Origin of the sequence: Sneathiella sp., assembly GCF_002694385.1 — a bacterium.
GTDB lineage: Bacteria > Pseudomonadota > Alphaproteobacteria > Sneathiellales > Sneathiellaceae > Sneathiella.
In genome coordinates, this window is record NZ_NZMB01000010.1 from 35,824 (window position 1) to 56,962 (window position 21,139).

At 57.5% G+C, this 21,139-nt stretch carries 16 protein-coding genes; 6 read left to right on the top strand and 10 right to left on the bottom strand.

What is annotated here, in order from left to right:
- The first annotated feature begins 67 nt into the window (after positions 1–67).
- Positions 68–430 (top strand): DUF934 domain-containing protein, encoded by a 363-nt coding sequence (locus CMN55_RS04815; protein WP_459253647.1) that lies wholly within the window; start codon positions 68–70, stop codon positions 428–430.
- A gap of 129 nt (positions 431–559) precedes the next feature.
- On the opposite strand, the gene CMN55_RS04820 is transcribed toward CMN55_RS04815, so the two are convergent.
- The 6 genes from CMN55_RS04820 to CMN55_RS04845 form a co-directional block, all read right to left on the bottom strand.
- Positions 560–1,231, bottom strand: coding sequence for a rhomboid family intramembrane serine protease (locus tag CMN55_RS04820; protein WP_293948409.1), 672 nt, complete (start codon positions 1,229–1,231; stop codon positions 560–562).
- 99 nt (positions 1,232–1,330) lie between these two features.
- Positions 1,331–2,539, bottom strand: coding sequence for a CaiB/BaiF CoA transferase family protein (locus CMN55_RS04825; RefSeq protein WP_293948410.1), 1,209 nt, complete (start codon positions 2,537–2,539; stop codon positions 1,331–1,333).
- On the bottom strand, positions 2,536–4,635 hold the full coding sequence (locus CMN55_RS04830) for an acetate--CoA ligase family protein (protein WP_293948411.1): 2,100 nt from the start codon (positions 4,633–4,635) through the stop codon (positions 2,536–2,538). The genes CMN55_RS04825 and CMN55_RS04830 overlap by 4 nt, the downstream gene beginning before the upstream one ends.
- Before the next feature lie 39 nt (positions 4,636–4,674).
- On the bottom strand, positions 4,675–6,486 hold the full coding sequence (locus CMN55_RS04835) for an acyclic terpene utilization AtuA family protein (RefSeq protein WP_293948412.1): 1,812 nt from the start codon (positions 6,484–6,486) through the stop codon (positions 4,675–4,677).
- A 5-nt stretch (positions 6,487–6,491) separates the two neighbouring features.
- Positions 6,492–7,319, bottom strand: coding sequence for an enoyl-CoA hydratase/isomerase family protein (locus CMN55_RS04840; RefSeq protein ID WP_293948413.1), 828 nt, complete (start codon positions 7,317–7,319; stop codon positions 6,492–6,494).
- 35 nt (positions 7,320–7,354) lie between these two features.
- Entirely contained in the window at positions 7,355–8,041 is a 687-nt protein-coding gene (locus tag CMN55_RS04845) for a TetR/AcrR family transcriptional regulator (RefSeq protein ID WP_293948414.1), read from the bottom strand.
- Positions 8,042–8,138: 97 nt separating this feature from the next.
- Between CMN55_RS04845 and CMN55_RS04850 the strand changes: the two genes are divergently transcribed.
- The 3 genes from CMN55_RS04850 to CMN55_RS04860 are packed head-to-tail and all read left to right on the top strand — an operon-like array spanning position 8,139 to position 11,607.
- Complete coding sequence (locus CMN55_RS04850; protein ID WP_293948415.1) at positions 8,139–9,284, top strand: acyl-CoA dehydrogenase family protein; 1,146 nt, start codon at positions 8,139–8,141, stop codon at positions 9,282–9,284.
- A gap of 10 nt (positions 9,285–9,294) precedes the next feature.
- Positions 9,295–10,506, top strand: a complete 1,212-nt coding sequence (locus CMN55_RS04855; RefSeq protein ID WP_293948416.1) for an acyl-CoA dehydrogenase family protein — start codon at positions 9,295–9,297, stop codon at positions 10,504–10,506.
- 3 nt (positions 10,507–10,509) lie between these two features.
- Positions 10,510–11,607, top strand: a complete 1,098-nt coding sequence (locus CMN55_RS04860; protein ID WP_293948417.1) for an acyl-CoA dehydrogenase family protein — start codon at positions 10,510–10,512, stop codon at positions 11,605–11,607.
- Positions 11,608–11,613: 6 nt separating this feature from the next.
- Here CMN55_RS04860 and CMN55_RS04865 read toward each other — a convergent pair whose 3' ends face one another.
- The 4 genes from CMN55_RS04865 to CMN55_RS04880 are packed head-to-tail and all read right to left on the bottom strand — an operon-like array spanning position 11,614 to position 18,185.
- Complete coding sequence (locus CMN55_RS04865) at positions 11,614–13,647, bottom strand: NADPH-dependent 2,4-dienoyl-CoA reductase (protein WP_293948418.1); 2,034 nt, start codon at positions 13,645–13,647, stop codon at positions 11,614–11,616.
- A gap of 12 nt (positions 13,648–13,659) precedes the next feature.
- Entirely contained in the window at positions 13,660–14,469 is an 810-nt protein-coding gene (locus CMN55_RS04870; protein ID WP_293948419.1) for a TIGR03084 family metal-binding protein, read from the bottom strand.
- A gap of 43 nt (positions 14,470–14,512) precedes the next feature.
- Complete coding sequence (locus CMN55_RS04875) at positions 14,513–16,507, bottom strand: acetyl/propionyl/methylcrotonyl-CoA carboxylase subunit alpha (protein WP_293948420.1); 1,995 nt, start codon at positions 16,505–16,507, stop codon at positions 14,513–14,515.
- 55 nt (positions 16,508–16,562) lie between these two features.
- Complete coding sequence (locus tag CMN55_RS04880; protein WP_293948421.1) at positions 16,563–18,185, bottom strand: acyl-CoA carboxylase subunit beta; 1,623 nt, start codon at positions 18,183–18,185, stop codon at positions 16,563–16,565.
- A gap of 267 nt (positions 18,186–18,452) precedes the next feature.
- Between CMN55_RS04880 and CMN55_RS04885 the strand changes: the two genes are divergently transcribed.
- The gene (locus CMN55_RS04885; protein ID WP_293948422.1) at positions 18,453–19,922 is read left to right on the top strand and encodes a hydroxymethylglutaryl-CoA synthase family protein; all 1,470 of its coding nucleotides are present in this window, start codon (positions 18,453–18,455) and stop codon (positions 19,920–19,922) included.
- A gap of 2 nt (positions 19,923–19,924) precedes the next feature.
- A complete protein-coding gene (locus tag CMN55_RS04890) occupies positions 19,925–21,130 on the top strand; it encodes an acetyl-CoA acetyltransferase (protein ID WP_293948423.1) in 1,206 nt (401 codons plus the stop codon).
- The last annotated feature ends 9 nt before the right edge of the window (positions 21,131–21,139 follow it).

Sequence of the window (21,139 nt, forward strand, 5' to 3'; positions counted from 1 at the left end):
GGATGCCGCGTCCCTTCCTGCCGGGGATATCTATGTACCGCTGGAAGACTGGCTGCATGCGCGGGAAATGTTGCTGACCCGCAATAGCCGCCTTGGTGTCGCGCTGCGCAATACGGATGATCTGGCACTGATCAGGGATGATCTTGAACGGTTGGATCTGATCGTTCTCGAATTTCCGAAGATGGCGGACGGGCGGGCCTTTACCCAGGCGCGNCTGCTNAGGGAGCGTTATGGCTTCAAAGGCGAGATCCGGGCGACGGGTGACGTTCTGTTTGATCAGCTTTTTTACATGCAGCGCTGCGGCATCAATGCTTTCAAGTTNCGCGAAGATCAGGAGCTGCAAAAGTCACTCCGCGCGTTCGATGAAATGACGGTTACCTATCAACCCTCCTCTGACGAAGACCTTCCCATCTGGCGTCGACAGGGATAAAAGAAATTATCGGAATGAGGAGGTGCAGCCGCACCTTCTTGTGAAAGCACCTGGTTCTCGCTCCCCCGCAGCCAGGTGCTTTTTTATGGCGCCNNCCTAAACTCTGTCACCTGCNTCATAACAACAGGATCAATGTCCGGACGTTCTGCCCTGAACAACATACAAGAGGGCCAGTATCATGCCGACCGCGAAGCCCGCCATATGGGCAACCCAGGCAATTTCCGCCTCCCCTCCTGCGAACAAAGCGCCAAGAGGGGTTGCCCCAAGGACCACATTCACCCCGAGCAGAACGCCAATCATGATGAGGATTCCACGCAGGCCAAACCGGGGCAGCAGAACAATCATGGCGGCCCCCATGGTTCCAAAAACCGCCGCTGACGCCCCATAGAGAATGACATCCTCAAACGGAGGGGAAATCAGATATTCGATTGCCGCGCCGCACCACCCCGCCAGAAAATACAGCACCAGAAAGCGGACTATGCCAAACCGCCGTTCGGTCAGGGAGCCGAAGGCCAGCAGCATACCGGCGTTAAGCGCCATATGGGTCCAGTCATGGTGCAAAAACAGGTGGCTGCAAAGCGTCACCGGGATATGCAGAATGCCCGCAAATGTCGGATTTTCAAGAATGGCGGCAATGATCGCCGGACGGAATGAGAAATAGCCGTAAACCCAGCCCAACGTCGCGTCGGTAGTAACACTGAGCAGCAGATGAATGCCAATGATAGCCGCAACCAGATAAAGGGTCGCAGGCGGGACATTGAAGGCCGGCACCCGCTCCCTGTTTTCAAATTCGTCCGTCACGTCTATCCGGCCCGATTGTTTCAACAACTCGCCGGACCTTAAATTCAATAACCGGCGAATTCAAGAAGACATTCTTGAAACGCCCGACAGAACATCCCGTCAACGCTTGTTAAGATCGAGAATGCGGGAAATCTCATTCTCCGGCAATCCCAGTTCACGCAGAACCTCTTCCGTATGCTCTCCGACCTTGCCGGGCGGCAGTGCCCTGTTGATCGGGCTGTCTTCATTGGCCACGAAGGGAACCCCAACCAGCCGCAACGCCTGGTCAAAGCCCTGCACATGTTCGGCCTCAACGATAATGCCCCGGTGCTCAAGCTGCGGGTCGGACGTCGCCTCCTGCAATGTTCGGACGGATTGCGCAGCGATCCCGGCCTTTCCCATAATATCCAGCCACTCATCCAGCGTTTTCGTTTTCATTGCCGCACTGACCAGTTCAAGACCTTCTTTCAAATTCTGCTCGCGCGCCTCCAATGTAGCGAAACGCGGATCTTCGAGAATATGTTCCAGCCCCATCAGTTTGAGAGCGAGAAGGTTATGTTCAGGCGTCAAGGTCGCCATGAGGATTTTCCGCTCGTCTTTTGTATCGAACACACCGGCCGTCGGCTGCCGCGTCGGGGACTGGTTGCCGACAAGGGCAGGCACATTACCGCGCACCATATAGTCGGCCATCTGAGCCGCCGCCAACATGAGGGCGCTGTCATACATCGCCACATCGACATACTGCCCCTCCCCCGTTCTCTCCCGCCGGAACAGGGCGGAGGAGATCGCATATGCCGCATTAATTCCGGTGAACATATCAATCACCATAATGCCGATGCGAGTTGGGCCGGTTTCCGCATGACCATTCAGGTTAAACAGGCCGGCAGCGGCCTGAATGGCGGAATCATAGGCCTTGTCCTTGCTTCTTGGTCCCTGCTGACCATAGCCGCTGATCGAGCAATAGACGATATCGGGCTTACGCTTTTTCAATGTTTCATAGTCAAAACCAAGCCGCTTTGCGACACCGGGGCTGAAATTCTCGACCACGACATCTGCATCTTCCAGAAGCTTATAGGCAATCTCCCGGCCCTGATCCGATTTGAGATCAATGGCGAGGCTCCGCTTGTTGAGATTGACCGTCAGAAACGCCGGGGATAACCGTTTTGTCACCATTTCCGTATCCGAAAGGGTCCCGCGAAGCTGATCTCCTTTCCCGGGCGCTTCAATCTTCACCACATCCGCGCCCAGCAGCGAATACATTTGCGTACTGACAGGGCCCGCCAGAACTTGTGTAAAATCAAGGATTTTTATACCTTCATAGGCTCTCATTTTTTATTTCCTTTCGGCACAATCAGCGCATCAACTGCAACAGCCCCTTCGGGCAGAACTATAAACGGATTGACATCAATCGTTTCAACCCTGTCGGCATTTTCAGCCGCAAAAACTGAAAGCCTGGACAGAGCTTCCGCCAGCGCATTCACATCGGAGGGCGGCGCACCGCGCACCCCGTCCAGCATCGCCCGCCCCTGGATTTCATCAATCATCCGGCGCGCTTCATCCACGCCGAAGGGGGCAAGACGGAAGGTCACATCCTTCAGCACTTCAACAAACACACCGCCGAGACCGAACATCACCGCGGGCCCGAATACCGGATCGCAAACCACCCCCATAACAGTCTCGACACCGTTTGGCACCATCTCGGCCACAATAACGCCGTCAATGCGCGCATCGGGCTTAGCCTGCTTTGCCCGCGCTATCAGAGTTGCGTAGCCATCGGCGACATCCGCCTCGGTATTCAGCTTAAGAAGGACCCCGCCAATTTCCGTCTTGTGCAGAATATCGGGGGAGGCAATTTTCATAACCACCGCGCCGCCAATATCACGCCATGCCTGAACGGCCTCCGCCGCCGAGCGGACAAGTCTTTCCCGCGTCACCGGAATGCCCGCGCTGGCCAGAATTTCTTTCGCCTCATGCTCCGCCACCGGCGCTTCAGGGGCAGGGAGCGCACCCTTCGGCAAGGTTGGCGGCGCATCCGGTCGCCCGCGCGCAAAAACCTCCCCGAAACGGGTCAGCGCCGCCATCGCCCGGACAGTGAGGGACGGATCCTCAAAGCAGGGCAGATTCATCTTCTCATAGATCGCAACAAGTTCCTTCGGCGCAATGATGCTCATCAGCATCACTTCATCCGGAAATTTCTTGCGGATATTTTCAAAGATGCCGATGCAGGCATCCCGCGTGAAAGGTGAAGAGACCACGCTCGCCAGATAGACAATATGGCTGTCAAAATCCGTCTCTTCAATTGTCAGCTCAACATTGGCCTGCATGAGAGCGGGATCATTCAGCGCCTGGGCCGTGAAATCCACCGGGTTGCCAACCCCGGCAAAGGGGATGATTTCTTTCAGCTTCTTCTGTGTCTCCATAGGCAAGGGCGTAACCTCAAGGCCATATTTGACAGAGGCATCCGCCATCTGAACGCCGACGCCACCCGAGATAGTTTGCAGGTTGATCTTGCGTCCCTTGGGATACTTCCCGAACTGGCAGGCATAGGCAATATCGATGAATTCTTCCGTGGTCTCCGCCCGGTAGACCCCATATTGCTTGAACAGCGCATCATAGACGGCATCCGCGCCGGCAAGAGACGCCGTATGCGAGGCCGCCGCCGCGGCCCCGGCAGCCGTTTTCCCAACCTTCATGAAGATAACGGGCTTTTGCGCCTCCCGCGCCATTTCCAGTGCTTCGCAGATACGATCGGCATTTTTCATGCCTTCCGCGTAGGCAAGGATCACCTTCACTTCCGGATTTTGCGCGTAATAGCCGATGACCTCGGCCACATCCACGTCGCATTCATTGCCCGTCGTCACCCAATAGTTGGAGCCGACGCCGCGCTGCTGTGATACCGTGAAGACATGCCCGCCATAAGCGCCGCTCTGGCTGACAATCCCGATGGGCCCAGGAGGAAGCTGAAGCGTGCCGTATGCGTTACTGAAAGTCCCGTACCAGCCCGCGCTGATATTAAACACACCGAGACAATTGGGGCCAATCACCCGCATCCCGCTTTCGCGGGCAAGCCCGGCGATTTCTCGTTGGGCCCGGGCACCCTCCTCGCTCTGCTCCGCAAAACCGGAGGTGAACATGACCGCACTTTTCACCCCCCTGTCGGCGCAGTCATGCATGGCCTGCACCGCCAGCTTCGCCGGGACCGCAATGATCGCGCAATCAATGCCTTTCGGGACATCCTGAATGCTGGCGAAGGCGGGCAGACCCTGGATTTCCTCATAATTCGGATTAACCGGGTAAATTCTGCCTTTATATCCGCCGGACTTCATCGCGTGGATTGGCCTGCCCCCAATCCGTGAGGGCGTATTCGACGCGCCAATGATCGCGACGGATTGCGGCCTCAGCATAGGCTCGAGTGGATGCGTCATATTCTCCCTGTATGGCTCCCTGTTAGAACATTTTTATTATCAACCCAGACTGTCCGCAACCTCCGCCGGCACCCTGATTGGCAGCGCCAGCAATTGCTGGGCATAGGTTTTCGCCAGATTATCGAGATGCAGCGTGGACGTTCCCCCACCGCCAAGGGTATCGGTCAGCAGAAAATTGACCGCCTCCATGCCCGGCAGATCAAAACGATAGACCTCCCCTTTCAGCACATGGCCGAAATATTTCGCCACGGCTTTTTCTGTGGCGCCTTGCTTGATCCAGGGAAGATATTCCGCCTTGCGGGCGATAACACCGATATTGGCATTGTTGCCCTTGTCCCCACTGCGCGCGGCGGCCAGTTTGATCAGGGGAACCTCGACCATCGCTTCCGGGGTTGCCGCTGCCGGTTTTTCCACCGCCGCATGCTTCCAGGCCGGATAGGGCGAATAGCTCGCCGGTTTCGGTAAATTTGCATTAACCGGTTTATTGTTGATATACACATTCGGCTCGATGCGGGACTTGTCGATCTGGAAAGCGAACTGAGCCACAACTGGCGTTACCTTCGGCCGCCCGGTCGCGCCCCCGGAACAGCGCCCCGTGGTCATGGAAAGGCCGACGCCGGTTGTCTCTTTCGAGAACAGTTCCAGCGCCGCTTTCTCATCATGCCGCACATCAATGCGGGTGATGATTTCGCGCGATTGCAGCGCCGCTTCCCGGGCATTCCCTCCCCAGAGGGTTTCCGCCCCGATCAGATGGATGGCGGTTTCCCGATAATCCCCGAGATTACGCTCCATGAACAGACGGCGGGTCCGCTTCAGCAAGGCTTCGGCATAGGCCTGCCCTTTTTCAATAACATCAAATCCGGTGATGACAGTGCTCGCCGTTGCCCGGAACCCATCCTTGTAGGTGCCGGAGACCTTGTAGGTCGACGTTGGCGCCCGCCCCTTGACGTTGGCAATTTCCAGCCAATCTTTCTTTGTTTCAGTCAGCGTCACGCCGGAAAAATCACAGATGACATCCGGCATAATATAGGCGCTGGGATCGCCGATTTCATAAAGGATCTGCTCACCCACCGACAAGCGAGAGACAATGCCCCCCGTCCCGTCCGGCTTGGTAATAGCAAAGGTGCCATCCGCCCGGCAAACGGCAATCGGATAGCCCATGTCATCCCAGCCATCGACCGTATCCCGCCAGTCGGTAAAGTTACCGCCCGTTGCCTGCGCGCCGCATTCCAGAATGTGGCCTGCGAGAGACCCTGCGGCGAGCCGGTCATAATCATCAACTGTCCAGCCGAATTCATGGATAAGCGGACCAAGGGTCACGGCGCTGTCGACACACCGGCCGGTAATGACCACATCGGCGCCGTTATCCAGCGCCGCCGCAATCGGAAAGGCCCCGAGATAGGCATTGGCGCTGATCATGCCGTCCGGCATGGCGACGCCAGAGAACATCTCCGACGTTCCCTCGCTGCGCAATGTTGCAATGTCATCAGAGAGGTTGTCCCCGTCGACGGTCCCGATCTTGAGGTCGACCCCCGCTTCCTCCGCCACCTTGGCCAGGGCGGCCGCACAAGCCTCGACATTGACGCCGCCCGCGTTGGCGACAACCTTGATGCCGCGCGCCTTGATCTCATGGAGGAGCGGTTTCATGGCAAGGTCAATAAAATCGCGGGCATAGCCCAGCTCCGGCGATTTCTGCTTGGCCCGGACAAGGATCGACATCGTGACTTCCGCCAGATAGTCGAAGACCAGATAATCAATATCGCCCTTCATGACGAGTTGGCGCGGCGCTTCCTGCGAATCGCCCCAATAGCCGGAGGCGCCACCGATACGGATTGTCTTTTCATTACTCATCGGATTTATCCTTTCGCTTTCTCGGCCTCGACCTGCCAGGCTGTCTTTCGTTTCTCGGCGAAAGCCGTCTGGCCTTCCTTTCCTTCCGTCCCGCGGTTCAACTCAGAGAATTTACGGGCGGAGAAAGCAACCATTTCCTCCTCGGGCAGGGTGCCAACCGTCAGCATGATTTGCTTTGTTGCCGCATTGGCGAGAGGACCGCAGCGCAGTACTTTGTCGACAACCTCCTCCAGGGTGGCGTCGACATCTTTATCGGCACAGAGATATTGCGCGATGCCATATTCATAGGCCTTTTGACCATCAAAGCGTTCCGCCGTCAATGCAAGCTGGCGGGCACGTGTCAGGCCGATGCGCTTGACCACGAAGGGCGCAATCTGCGCCGGGGCAACGCCAAGCGTCGTTTCCGGCATGCCCATGCGCGCGCCTTCGGCAACAATTGTGATATCCGCCATACAGGCATATCCCATGCCCCCGCCAAAGGCCGAGCCTTCGACAAGCGCGATTGTGGTCTGCGGCAGGCGCTCAAACCTCATGAAGGCGAGCCCGGCCTTGCGGTTGCGCTCCATGATCGGATCATGGTCCGCCGTCACCACCTCTTCGGCCATGCCACGCCGTTCTTTGATGTCACCACCGGCGCAGAAATGACCGCCCGCGCCCCGCAGCACGACAAGACGGATCTCCGGCGTCTTTTCCAGCCACTCCAGCACCGCGGCGAATTCCGCGCTCATCTGGATATTGATTGCATTGCGCTGCTCAGGGCGATTGAACGTCAGATTGAGGCGCGGTCCTTTGACCTCAAGTTTCAGACACTCGCATTGTGGAATAGTATGCATTTTTCTTCTTTCTTCTTTTGCATTTCCAGCCGAAGTTATTCGGTCAGATATTTTTTGAACATAGCTTTGAACTGATCAATTTGCATGGAAACTTTATCGTTCTCATCCGGGATCATATTCGTCAAGGCCAATCCGCGTAATGTTATCAGCAATGTCTTGCGCCAGGATTTGATCTCCTCCCTGTTTCTCTTACTATCGGCAAAAACTGCCTGCCATACAATATCTCTTTCTTCTTCCAGTGGTTTAAGAGAGGATAAAATAGCCTCTTCAAACTCCGGGTCCTGTCGTCCGCGCACGGCAATCTCTATAAATGCCGTGTAGTTGACACCGCGAAAGCCGGCCCAATATTCATCGACGACCCTGTCAATCCGCTCATCCAGCGGCAGTTTGTTCAAAGAGTTTGCATCCAGATGCTGACTCAGCCTGCTCGCGATCTCGTCGATGCTCGCGACCAGAAGCGATTTCGGGCTGTCAAAATGATACTGGATTGCGCCCCGGGTCAAACCCGCTTCGCGCGCCACCTCTTCCATGGTGAGCTGCGCCGCCCCCTTTTCATATAACAGCTTGATGGTCGCATCGACAAGCCGGTGCCGGGTTTCCATTCGCCGTTCTTCCTGACTGCGCCGTTTTTCGCTTCGTTGCGGATGTGCCAATTTATTAATTCTGCAGCAACGCCGCATTCCCGTTTTTGTTGTTCCCGGAGGAATAATGATTTGTAACATTCATTCATGCATGTTAGTGTAGGTATGGAAAAAACACAATCCCCGCAAAAGCGGTCGGCCGAATATAATAAGAAGAACCGGGAGAAGGGCGAAAACAATGATCTTCACACAGGAACATCGCGAGCTTGCCGAAAGCCTGAAGAAATTTATCGAGGCTGAAATCAACCCCTATGTCGATGAATGGGAAGAAGCCGAACAGTTCCCCGCCCATGAGCTGTTCAAGAAAATGGGTGACATGGGCTTTCTCGGCATCAGCAAGCCGGAAGAATATGGCGGTAGCGGCCTGGACTATTCCTATGAAGCCGTCGCCTCGGAAGCGCTTGGTTATATCGCCTGCGGCGGCGTTGCCATGGGTATTGGCGTGCAGACGAATATGTCTACGCCCGCCCTCGCCCGTTTCGGATCGGACGAGTTGCGCCGGGATTATCTGGCGCCCGCCATCGCGGGCGACATGGTCGGGTGCGTCGGCGTTACCGAAGCCGCCGCCGGATCTGATGTGGCCAGCCTCAAGACGACGGCGCGCAAAGATGGCGACGACTATGTCATCAACGGCTCCAAGATGTACATCACCAACGCGTTGCAGGCGGACTGGATTTGCCTGCTCGCCAATACGGGCGACGGCCCCGTGCACAAGAACAAATCGCTGATCATTGTGCCCATGGACAGCCCCGGCATCACCAAGCACAAGCTGCGCAAGATCGGCATGATGTCGTCCGATACCGGGCAGCTTTTCTTCGATGATGTCCGCGTGCCGCAGCGCAACCGCATTGGGGAAGAAGGTCTCGGCTTCATCTATCAGATGAAGCAGTTTCAGGAAGAGCGTCTTTTCGCCGCCTCCCGCGGGCCGCGCGTCATGCAGGAGGCGATCAATGAAACCATCGCCTACACCCGCGAGCGTAAAGCCTTTGGCAAGGCCATTCTTGACAATCAGGTCGTCAATTACCGCCTCGCCGAGTTGCAGACGGAAGTCGAAGCGCTGCGCGCGCTCACCTTTCATGCCGTTGAACGTTATGTCGCCGGGGAGGATGTCAGCCTCCTTGCCTCCATGGCGAAGCTCAAGGTCGGCCGGTTGCAGCGCGAGGTTATGGATAGCTGCCTGCAATATTGGGGCGGACAGGGATATATGTGGGAAAGCTCGATTTCCCGCAAATTCCGCGATTTCCGCCTTACCTCCATTGGCGGCGGCGCCGATGAAGTGATGCTGAAAGTCATCACCAAGATGATGGGCATCTCTCCGGACTGAGGATACCCAAATGGACCTCGCTGACCGGGCAGAACATAAGGCTTTCCGTGCGGAAGTCAGGGAATTCATTGCGGCGCATCGGCACCTTGCGCCGGAGGAAACGGCCGATTCTTATCGGCTGCTTCCTCGCCCTTATTCAGAAAAAGTCCGAAAGTGGCAAAGCCTTCTGGTCGACAAGGGCTATGCCAGCCGGACGGTACCGAAATCCTATGGCGGTTTCGGCGCGGAACCCGACATCCTAAAAACAAAAATAATAACGGATGAATTTTTCCGCGCCGGACTGCCTCCCGCTCTCTACAATCAGGGGGTGTCGATGCTGGTTCCGACCCTGCTGGAACATGGCAGCGAGGAGCAGAAGAAAAAATGGATCGAACCGACCATCCGGGCCGAAGTGTTCTGGTGTCAGGGCTATTCCGAACCGGGCGCCGGTTCCGATCTTGCCAGCCTGCAGACCCGCGCCCATGAGGATGGCGATGATTTCGTCATTAACGGCTCGAAAATCTGGACATCCTCCGCCCATATCGCCGATATGATTTTCTGTCTTGTCCGGACAGAAACGAAGGCCGGGAAATATGACGGGATCAGCTATCTGATTTTCTCCATGGATACCCCCGGCATCGAGGTGCGGCCGCTCCAGACCATGACCGGCCATCCGTCTTTCAACGAAGTGTTCTTTACCGATGTGCGGGTGCCCAAAAGCCAGGTCGTCGGCGGGCGCGGCAAGGGCTGGAAAATCGCCAACAGCACCCTTGCGCATGAGCGGGGCATGCTCGCCAACACCAATCATGCGGCAGGCCGGCTTCAAAAAATTACCGGGATGCTGAAAAGCGAGACGCTGAACGGGCGGCCGCTTTTTGAAAATGCCGTCATGATGGATCGCTTTATCCGCCTGCAGGCCCGCGTGCAGGCATTGCGGCTCCATGAAATGCGACTGGTGACGGAAGCCGCGACGGGCAAACCGCGCAATATCGCCGATATGGTCTGCAAGCTGCTGGGGTGCGAACTCAACCATCAGATTGACGCCTTCGCCATTGATATTCTGGGGGAGATCGGCGTGCTCTATGATGGCGTCCCCTCCGTTCATCACGACAGTATCTGGCAGCAGTTCTTCATGTATGACCTTGGCCTCATCATTGGTGGGGGTACGGCCCAGATCCAGAAGAATATTATTGCCGAGCGCGGTCTCGACATGCCGCGCGAGCCAAAGTCTGCAAAAGGGTAGCCCATGTTTTTCGGCCTTTCAGAAGAGCAGCTTCTTATTCAGGAAAGCTTTCGCGGGCATCTCACGCGATCCATCGATCTTGACCGTATCCGCAAGACGGCAAAGAGCGAAAGTGGAACCGACACTCCCCTCCGGCAGGAGCTCAATGACCTCGGGTTGCCGGGACTGCTGATTTCCGAAGACTTTGGCGGATCCGGCCTGCAATTAATTGACGCCGCGATCGTCGCAATCGAGCTGGGGCGCAGCATGGCGCCTGTTCCTTTCGCCGCCACCTTCATTATGGCACCGCTGGCCCTCACACTCGCGGGCAGCCCGGCCCAGCAGGCGGAATGGCTGCCCCGGCTGGCGAGCGGGGAGACCACCATCGGCGTTGCCCTTGCTAATTACGCCAGTGGCACCCGGCGCAGTGATTCCGTTATAAATCAGAATAACCGGTTAAATGGAAAAATTCCATTTGCGCTTGATGCAGCCACGGCGGACGCCTTTCTCATTGCAGATACGGACGGGCAGCTTCATCTCCTGCGGACAGGCGCGCCGGGCGTAACAGTGGAAGTCCTGCCAAGCATTGATGGGACGCGCCCGCTCTGCACCCTTCACCTTGAGAATGCGGACGCAGAGCCACTGGCGAAAAATTCTCCTGAGGCAATAGAGGCCATTATCCGGGCGGGGCGGATCATCCTCGCCGCGGAAAGCTTCGGCGCGGCAGAAGAAATGCTGGACCGCGCCGTCGCCTATGCCAAGGAACGCAATCAGTTCGGCCGGGCCATCGGTTCCTTTCAGGCGATCAAGCATCTCTGCGCGGAAATGGCAGCGGAATTGCAGCCCTGTCAGTCGCTCGTCTGGTACGCCGCCTACGCGTTCGATCATCTGCCGGAGGACGCGGCCCTTTCCGCCCTCCTCGCAAAATCACATATGGACGAGGTAGGCCGATTCGTCTCCCGCAGCGCGATCGAGGTGCATGGCGGCATGGGCTATACGGATCTGATGGGGCTGCATTTCTGGTTCAAGCGGATCGGCTTCAACCGCGCGCAGCTTGGCGGCCCGGAAAATCTCCGCGCCGCCGCCGCCAGATTGCAGGGGTTTGTCGCCCCCGCCGCGTAAGGCGGGTTACACCGCCGCAGCCAGATAGCTCGCCTGATTGATGGCCCGCTTGGCGTCGAGTTCCGCCGCCTCATAGGCGCCGCCGACGAGTTCCGCATCAACGCCCTTTTCGACAAGCTCGTCATAAAGGCCCCGGAGCGGAAGCTGACCTGCGCAGATGATGACCGTATCCACATCCAGCGTTTCGGGCTGGCCGTTGACGAGGATATGCAAACCGTCATTGTCAATCTTGCGATACTCAACCCCGTTCAGCATTTTCACCCCGCGCCGGGCGAGCGTAATGCGATGGGTCCAGCCGGTCGTCTTGCCAAGGCCCCGGCCAACGCGCGTTGTCTTGCGTTGCAGCAGAATGACATCCCTGTCGGCCTTCGCGACGACGGGTTCCACACCTGTCACCCCGCCACGGGGGTGATTTTTGAAATCAATTCCCCATTCCTGTGCAAAGATATCCACATCAAGAGCGGATGACTTTCCTTCATGGGTGATCTTTTCCGCAACGTCAAAGCCGATACCGCCTGCGCCCATGATGGCGACTTTCCGGCCCACCGGCTTCTTGCCCGTAATAACATCAATATAGCTGACCGCCTTCGGGTGATTGATCCCCTCAATATCGGGCACACGCGGGGTGATGCCGGTCGCAATGACGACCTTGTCATATCCCGCCACAGCGAGCATTTCGGCATCAACGCGGGTATTGAGCTTGAGATCAATTCCCTGCTTTTCAATCATCCGGTTATAATAACGGATGGTCTCATGGAATTCTTCCTTGCCCGGAATGCGTTTTGCCAGGTTGAACTGCCCCCCAATTTCGGGCGCAGCATCATAAAGCGTCACCTGATGCCCGCGTTCACTGGCCACTGTCGCATAGGCGAGGCCCGCCGGACCCGCGCCAACAACGGCGATCTTCTTTGCACGGCCCGTCGGTTCGTAATTCAGGATTGTCTCATGACAGGCGCGCGGGTTGACGAGACAGCTTACTTCCATTCCATTGAATGTATGATCGAGACAGGCCTGGTTGCAGGCGATGCAGGTGTTGATCTCATCCTCCCGCCCCTCAAACGCCTTGTTGACAAGCTCGGCATCGGCCAGCATCGGCCGGGCCATGGAAACGATATCCGCATCGCCCCGCGCCAGCACGGCTTCCGCCACATCCGGCATATTGATCCGGTTGCTGGTGATGAGCGGGATATCCAGCTCCTTCCGCAGGCGCCCGGTCACCTGCGTGAACGCGGCCCGCGGCACCATGGTGGCAATGGTCGGCACCTCGGCCTCATGCCAGGTGAAATGGGTGCTGATGATATTGACGCCGATTTCCTGAAGTTTTTTAGCGAGGGTGACCACCTCTTCCCAGGACATGCCGCCCTGCAGCATATCCATGGCGGCAATACGGAAAATGACAATGAAATCCGGGCCGACGGCCGCCCTGATCCGGCGCATGATCTCCAGCGGAAACTGCATGCGGTTCTCAAACGGTCCGCCCCACTTATCGGTCCGCTGATTCGTTTTTTCGACAAGAAAAGTACTGATGAGATACCCGGCGGAGCCAATCACCTCCACCCCGTCATAACCTGCCTTTTGCGCGCAGACGGCGCAATTCACCATATCGCTGATCTGCTTTTCCACATCATCCGCATCCAGCTCACGCGGGGTGCGGCTCGCGATGCGGGAGCGAATGGCCGACGGAGCCACCGGATCCCCACCGCGCGCCAGCGGCCCCATATGCAGGATTTGCAGACAGATTTTCACATCGGGATCGGCGGCATGCACCGCCTCGGTTATCTGGCGATGCTCGGCAACCTCCGCCTCATTGGAGAGCTTTGCACCCTTGCCGCCTTCCGGGTTCGGCGATATGCCGCCCGTGATGATCAGCCCGACGCCGCCCTTTGCCCGCTCCGCAAAATAGGCGGCCATACGCTCGAAGCCGCCCTCGGCTTCTTCAAGGCCCGTATGCATGGAGCCCATCAGGGCGCGATTTTTCAGCTTGGTGAAGCCGAGATCAAGCGGAGAGAACAGATGCGGATATTTCCCGTGAGCAGCCATCTGATTACCTCCTCAGGCCGGGGTGCGGTTGATATGGCGCGTTCCCGGTGCGGGCGGCGTGCGCGGTATCCCGGCGAAGCATTGCGCCACCGACATCCAGCGGGTGGCGATATCGCCGCTTACCTGCAATTTCGTGTCGGCAATATTGCGCGTTTGCGCCACCACCTGGCAAAACTCGGCTGCGTCGCCTTCAATCCTGTCCGTTTCATTCTCCGCATTCCATTCCCAGATCGCGCCGGAGGGGGCCGTCAGACGGATATGCGGCACCGGGCCCGGAATTGGTTCTTTGCGGTTGATGAATGTCCAGCCGAAGGTGTTGATGCCGATGACAACAATACTTTTGATACGATCCGTATTAACCCGCTCCGCGCCCAACAGGTCGTATACTTCCTGCGCATGCGACCAGGTTTCCATCAGCCGGGCGGAGATACTGGAGCGCGCGCTCATCGTCGGGCCGACCCAGATCAGGCGGCGCTTCGGATCTTCGTTATAAAAATTTTCCGCCATCTCAACATAATAGTCGCGCCATGCGTCCCGAAGGGCAATGCCCTTCAGGCCTTTCAGCATGTGATCGGTGGCGATGACGATGGAATCGGTTTCCGTCCGGACCTTCGAGAGTTCCGCATAGGCGCGCTTGAACTCCTCCTCGTCGGTCCGGGTGAGGTCCGCCGCATAGTTGAAAAAATGCAGATGCTGCAAAACATCATTGATCGTCCAGTCCTTGAACAGGGTGACGCGATCATAATCTGCCTCATTCAAAGGCTCGATCAGCTTGTATAATGCTTCGCTTTCATCGCGGAAATCATATGCTTCCTTCAACATTGACGAACCTCTCCCATTCCTTGTCTACCAGCTTTATTATTGTTTATTCTTCATTTGCCTCAATTTCGAACAGCATGTCATCGACGGAGACCTGCTTGGCGGCAACAGCGAAAACTTCCGTTACCGTCCCTGCAATGTCGGCGAGGATATCATGCTGCATCTTCATGGCTTCGAGAACGGCAAGACGGCTGCCCACCTCAACCGTATCGCCCGGCTTCACAAAGACATCCAGCAACGTGCCATGCATCGGCGCGGCAATACGGCCACTGCCGGCAGTTGCCTCGGCACTCAGCGGGAAGGCCAGGCTGTTGACGAGACGGCATGTCTTGCCATCATGGGTAAGATCAATAACCCCTTCTTCAGAAGCATCGAAATGAACCCGCTTGCGTTTGCCATCGACCGTAAGCTGCGCCCGGTTTTCGCCCCGGTTCATCACCTCAACAATCAGGACAGAATCCCGCACGCCCACCTCATATCCGCCTTCACGGCGCGGTGAAACGGTGGTATCGATCTTCTCTTCCACCGCGTCGAAGATATAGCGGGTAATAAGCGGATGGGTGCTTGACCAGTCGAGCAGTTCATTTTCAACGAAAACCGCCGCATTCCGCGCCCGGTCCCGCTCCGCTTGATACAGCAGCACGGCCGCCATAGCGACTTCCGCCTCATCCGGGGCCTTGGCGGCGAGGCGGCTTTCATCGAACAGATCGCCGATGAAAGCCGTTGTTGCTTCGCCCTTCGCGAATTTTTCCTCCGACAGGGTATCAATCAGGAACCCGCGGTTGGTCGTCAGGCCGAACAGCACCGATTCCTTCAGCCCTTCAATCAGACGATGCCGCGCGGCTTCGCGATTCTCGCCATAGGCAATCACCTTCGCGATCATCGGGTCATAGAAGGGGGAAATCTCCTGCCCCGAATCGATGCCGCTATCGAACCGCACCCCGTCCAGATCCGCGGGGATCCAGCGCGAAATGCGTCCCGTGCAGGGCAGGAAATCCTGCGTCGTGTCTTCCGCATAAAGGCGAACCTCAATGGCATGGCCGGTCAGTTTCACATCTTCCTGCGCAATGCCGAGCACGTCCCCTTGCGCCACCCGGATCTGCAGGGCGACAAGATCAAGCCCGGTCACCAGTTCGGTCACCGGATGCTCCACCTGAAGGCGGGTGTTCATTTCAAGGAAATAGAAGCTGCCCGCCGAATCAAGCAGGAACTCCACCGTTCCCGCGCCGCGATAATTGATGCTGCGCGCGGCATCGACCGCGGCCGCCCCCATTTCTTCGCGAAGTTCCGGCGTCATGACCGGACAGGGCGCTTCCTCGACCACCTTCTGGGGCCGCCGCTGGACAGAGCAGTCCCGTTCGCCGAGGTGAATGACATTCCCATGGGTATCGGCGAAGACCTGAACCTCCACATGGCGGGGTTCGATAATCGCTTTTTCCAGGATAAGCTCGTCCGAACCGAACGCGTTCAGCGCTTCCGACCGGGCGGAGCCCAGCGCCGCAACGAGGTTTTTCTCCTCATGCACCAGCCGCATGCCGCGTCCGCCGCCCCCGGCGGCCGCTTTGACCATGATCGGAAAGCCGATCTTCTTCGCCGCGGCAATCAGCGTTTCGTCGGACTGGTCCGGGTCTTCATAACCGGGGACGCAAGGCACCTCCGCCGCGATCATCCGCCGCTTCGCCGCCGCCTTGTTGCCCATCAGGTCGATGGCTTCCGCCGTTGGGCCTATGAAGACAATACCTTCTGCCTCACATGCCTTGGCAAAATCCGCATTTTCGGACAGGAAACCATATCCGGGGTGAATTGCCTCCGCCCCTGTCTGACGCGCCGCATCGAGGATTTTTGCCTTATCGAGATAGGACTGCTGCACCGGTGCGGCGCCGATTAGCACCGCCTCATCCGCCATGCGCACATGCAGGGCGTTTGCATCCGCCTCGGAATAGACCGCGATGGTCCGATAGCCGAGGCTTTTCGCCGTCCGCATGACCCTGACGGCAATCTCGCCGCGATTGGCAACCAGTATACTATTGAATTTTCTCATGTTCCGGGCCTGTCTTTTCTTTATCTTTTATTGTTATGTCTGTTGATCACCGGAGTTAAAGCCGACCAACGCCAAAGCTGTTCGGCTGAACGTTACGGTTGCGCGCTTCCCAGCAGGTCTGCAACGCAAAACCGATCACCTTGCGGCTGTCGCGCGGATCGATCACCCCCATATCGAGCAACCGTCCGGAGGTATAGAAGGCATCCGCCTGGCTGTCGAAATGGTCAATCAAGCGCTGCTTCTGCGCCGCCAGCGCCTCCTCATCGACGGGAACGCCCTTGCGTTCCGCCCCGCTGCGGGCCACCTGATCCATGGTGAGGGCAGCCTGCTCCCCGCCCATGACACCCGTCTTGGCATTGGGCCAGGCAAACAGGAAATCCGGATCATAGGCGAGGCCCGCCATGCCGTAGTTGCCCGCGCCGAAGCTGGCGCCGATATAAAGGGTGATTTTCGGGACGCGCACATTGGAGACCGCCTGAATCATTTTTGATCCATGCTTGATCATGCCCTTCTGCTCATATTCCTTGCCGACCATGTAGCCGGTAATGTTGTTGAGGAAGATGAGCGGGATATTCGCCTGATCACAAAGCTGGAAGAACTGGCCGCCCTTGGCCGCCCCGTCCGGATCAATCGGCCCGTTATTGCCGACGATGCCGCAGGCATGGCCGAAGATGCTTGCCTGAAGACAGACAAGGGTCGATCCATAGCGGGGTTTGAATTCCTCGAAATCGGAGCCATCGACCAGCCGGGCGACGACTTCGCGGACATCATAGGGTTTGCGATAATCCACCGGGACAACCCCGGCAATTTCATCCGGGTTATAGACCGGTTCCTTATAGCCCCTGATCGCGGGCGCGGGACAGTTATCATTCCAGCCGAGCCGTCCGATGACATCACGGGCGATCATCAGGCCATGCGCATCATCTTCCGCCAGATATTCAACAAGACCGGTGATCGTCGCATGCATTTCCGAACCGGCCAATTCTTCATCATCGGAAATCTCCCCGGTTGCCGCCCGGACCAGCGCCGCCCCGCCGAGCGAGGCGCGGCCGCGGCCCTTGATGCCGATGACGTAATCGCTCATGCCGGGGAAATAGGCGCCGCCTGCCGTGGACGGCCCATGCAGCACCACGAGCGTCGGAATGCCCGCCGCGCTCAATTTGGCAAGGCGCTGAAACCCGCCGCCACCATGGGCCCAGGCTTCCACCTGGTATTTCAGCAGGTTGGCCCCGGCGCTTTCAACCAGATGAACGAAGGGGAGTTTCTTCTCAAGCGCGATATCCTGACACTTCCGCAGCTTTTCGCCTGACTTCTGCACCATGGCGCCGGCATTAATGCCGCTGTCGCTCGCGTAGATCATGCAGCGGACGCCTTTGATAAAGCCGATCCCGGCCAGCGTGCTCGCACCCGGAATGCTCTTTTCCCGATCGGGGGTATCGACCGTGTAATTCGCAAGACCGAACAGCTCCAGAAACGGCATTCCGGGATCCAGCAGGCGCACCAGCCGCTCCCGCGGGGTGAGCTGTCCGCGCTCCTCAAAAAGCTTGCGCCGCTTTTCGGAAAGCTGCTTCGCGCGATCCTTAAGTGCATGCAATTCATCAACAAGCGCCAGCATTTCCTGACGATTGGTTGCGAACCCCTCGGATGAAGTGACAATTTTAGAAGAATAGACGGTCATTCATGACTCCACATTATTTTTATTTTTTCATCTTGATAGCATATGGCCGACAAGCGCGTTAAGAAAAAAATCCCGAAATTTCGGGATTCCCGCACTTAAAATTTTTGCGATCCGCCAATAATGTCTGGCATTGAATGGTTAGTCGCTTTAAACTCAGGGGATGTCAACAATGCCAGCGCGGAAAAATTGAAAAAAAACAGTTTCCAGCAGCATATGTGACGATATATTGAGCGGCATCAAGAAATAATAAAAAAGGAGCCTGTCCAGATGGAAGTAGGAATATTGGCCTACGGGGGATACATCCCGCAAAGCCGATTACAACGCAGTGAAATCGCCAAGGCCCACGCCTGGTTCAATCCCGGCCTGAAAGGGCTCGCCAAGGGCGAGCGCGCGATGGCCAACTGGGATGAAGACAGCGTCACCATGGCGGTGGAAGCGGCCCGGGATTGCCTGGCCGGTCTCGACCGGGATCAGGTTGCCGCCGTTTATATGGCGTCAACGACCTTCCCGTTTGTCGATCGCCAGAATGCCGGCATCGTTGCCGACGCCCTTGATCTGCGGAGCAATTTGCAAACCCTCGACTTCGCCTCCTCCCAGCGGGCCGGCAGCGCCGCGCTTGCCGTGGCGTTGCAGGCGGCAAAGGGCGGCAGCGGACCGATCCTGTTCACCACCGCGGAAAAGCGCAAGACTCTTGCCGCCAGCCCGCTGGAGCTGACCTCCGGTGACGGGGCGGCCTCCTTCCTCGTCGGGCAGGGCAAGGTCATTGCGCGGCTGCTCGGCAGCCATACGGAAGCCGTCGATTTCGTCGATCACTTCCGCGGTGAGAATGAAGACTACGACTATTCCTGGGAAGAGCGCTGGATCCGCGACGAAGGCGTTGTGAAAATCGTTCCGGCAGCGATTGCCGCTGTTCTGGAAGCATCCGGCGTCAAGGCCGGCGATATCACCACCTTCTGCTTCCCGCTTGCCGCCCGCGGTTCGGCTGCTGCGGTTGCCAAGAAAGTCGGTATTCCCGAAGGCGCTATCGCCGACAACCTGCAGGCTAACTGCGGTGAAACCGGCACGGCGCATTCAATGGTCATGCTCGCCCAGGCGCTGGAAGGCGCAAACCCCGGGGACAAGATCCTGGTCGCCAGCTTCGGTCAGGGTAGCGACGCGCTCCTCTTCGAAGTGACGGATGAGATCAAATCGCTTCCCGCACGGCGCGGCGTTTCCGGCTATCTCAACCGCCGCTATGCGGAAAATAACTACAGCAAATTCCTCGCCTTCCACGACCTTGTAAAAATGGAACGGGGTATTCGCGCGGAAACGGACAAGAAAACCGGCCTCACCACACTTTACCGCAACAAGGACATGGCACAGTCCATGATCGGCGGTGAATGTTCGCAGTGCGGGACGGTCCAGTTCCCGAAATCCAGAATGTGCGTCAATGAAAACTGCGGCGCCATCGACACGCAAGAGGATTACTCCTTTGCGGAACGCACGTCCAAGGTCAACTCTTTCACGGCTGACCGGCTGACCTACTCCCCCGACCCGCCCGCCTATTACGGTATGGTGCAGTTCGAAGGCGGTGGGCGGCTGATGAGTGATTTCACGGACGTTTCTCCGGACATGGAAATAGCGGTGGGGACACCCATGCGCATGATGTTCCGTGTCAAGGACTATGACAACAAGCGTAACTTCAGGCGCTATTTCTGGAAAGCGGCTCCGGACGGCGCTGCTAAAAAAGGAGAATAACAATGGCCTCAGGAATTAAGGATAAAGTTGCCATTCTCGGAATGGGCTGCTCGAATTTCGGCGAACGCTGGAATGATAACGCGGAAGATCTCATGATCGAAGCCTATGTCGAAGCCCTCGCCGATGCGGGCATCGAGAAAAGCCAGATTGAAGCGGCATGGCTCGCCACCGCGATCGAGGAAGAGCATGTCGGCAAGTCCGCCGTGCCGCTTTCCATGGCGCTGCGCCTGCCGAATATCCCGGTGACGCGTGTGGAAAACTACTGCGCCAGCGGATCGGAAGCCTTCCGCGGCGCGGTTTACGCCGTTGCCTCGGGCGCCTGTGATATCGCTCTCGCCCTTGGCGTTGAAAAGCTGAAAGACACGGGTTATGGCGGCCTGCCACAGCGTAACCGCGGGTCGGTCAACGATCTGTTCTGGGCGAATGCCTCGGCCCCCGGTTCCTTCGCGCAGCTTGCCTCCGCCTATTCGGCCAAGCATGGCGTCAACAGGGATGACATGAAACGGGCCATGGCGCATATTTCGGTCAAGAGCCATGATAATGGATCACGCAACCCGAAGGCCCATCTTCGCAACAAGATTGATGAAGACAAGGTCATGAATGCCCCGATGATCGCAGAGCCGCTTGGCCTCTTCGATTGCTGCGGCGTGAGTGACGGGTCGGCCTGCGCCATTGTGACGACACCGGAAATTGCCCGTTCGCTCGGCAAGAAAGATCTGATCACGGTCAAGGCTTTGCAGCTTTCCGCCTCCAACGGTCGGGAAGCCCAGCATAACTCCTGGGATGGCAGCCATTTCGTCACCACCCGGGCGGCCGCCAACCGGGCCTATAAGGAAGCCGGCATCACCAAGCCGCGCGACCAGGTCAGCATGTTCGAAGTCCATGACTGCTTCTCCGTGACCGAGCTGGTCACGATGGAAGACCTTTTCATTTCCGATGAAGGAAATGCAGTGAAAGACGTTATGGACGGTTTCTATGATGCGGACGGCAAGATCCCCTGCCAGATTGACGGCGGCCTGAAATGCTTCGGTCACCCGATCGGGGCCTCCGGTCTTCGCATGATCTATGAAATGTATCTGCAGATGCAGGGCCGCGCGGGCGACCGTCAGCGCAAGGAAGAGCCGGTCTTCGGCATGACCCACAATCTGGGCGGCTTCCCGCATCAGAACGTCTGCTCAATTACCATTGTCGGGAAAGAAGGCGCCTGATCCGGCAAG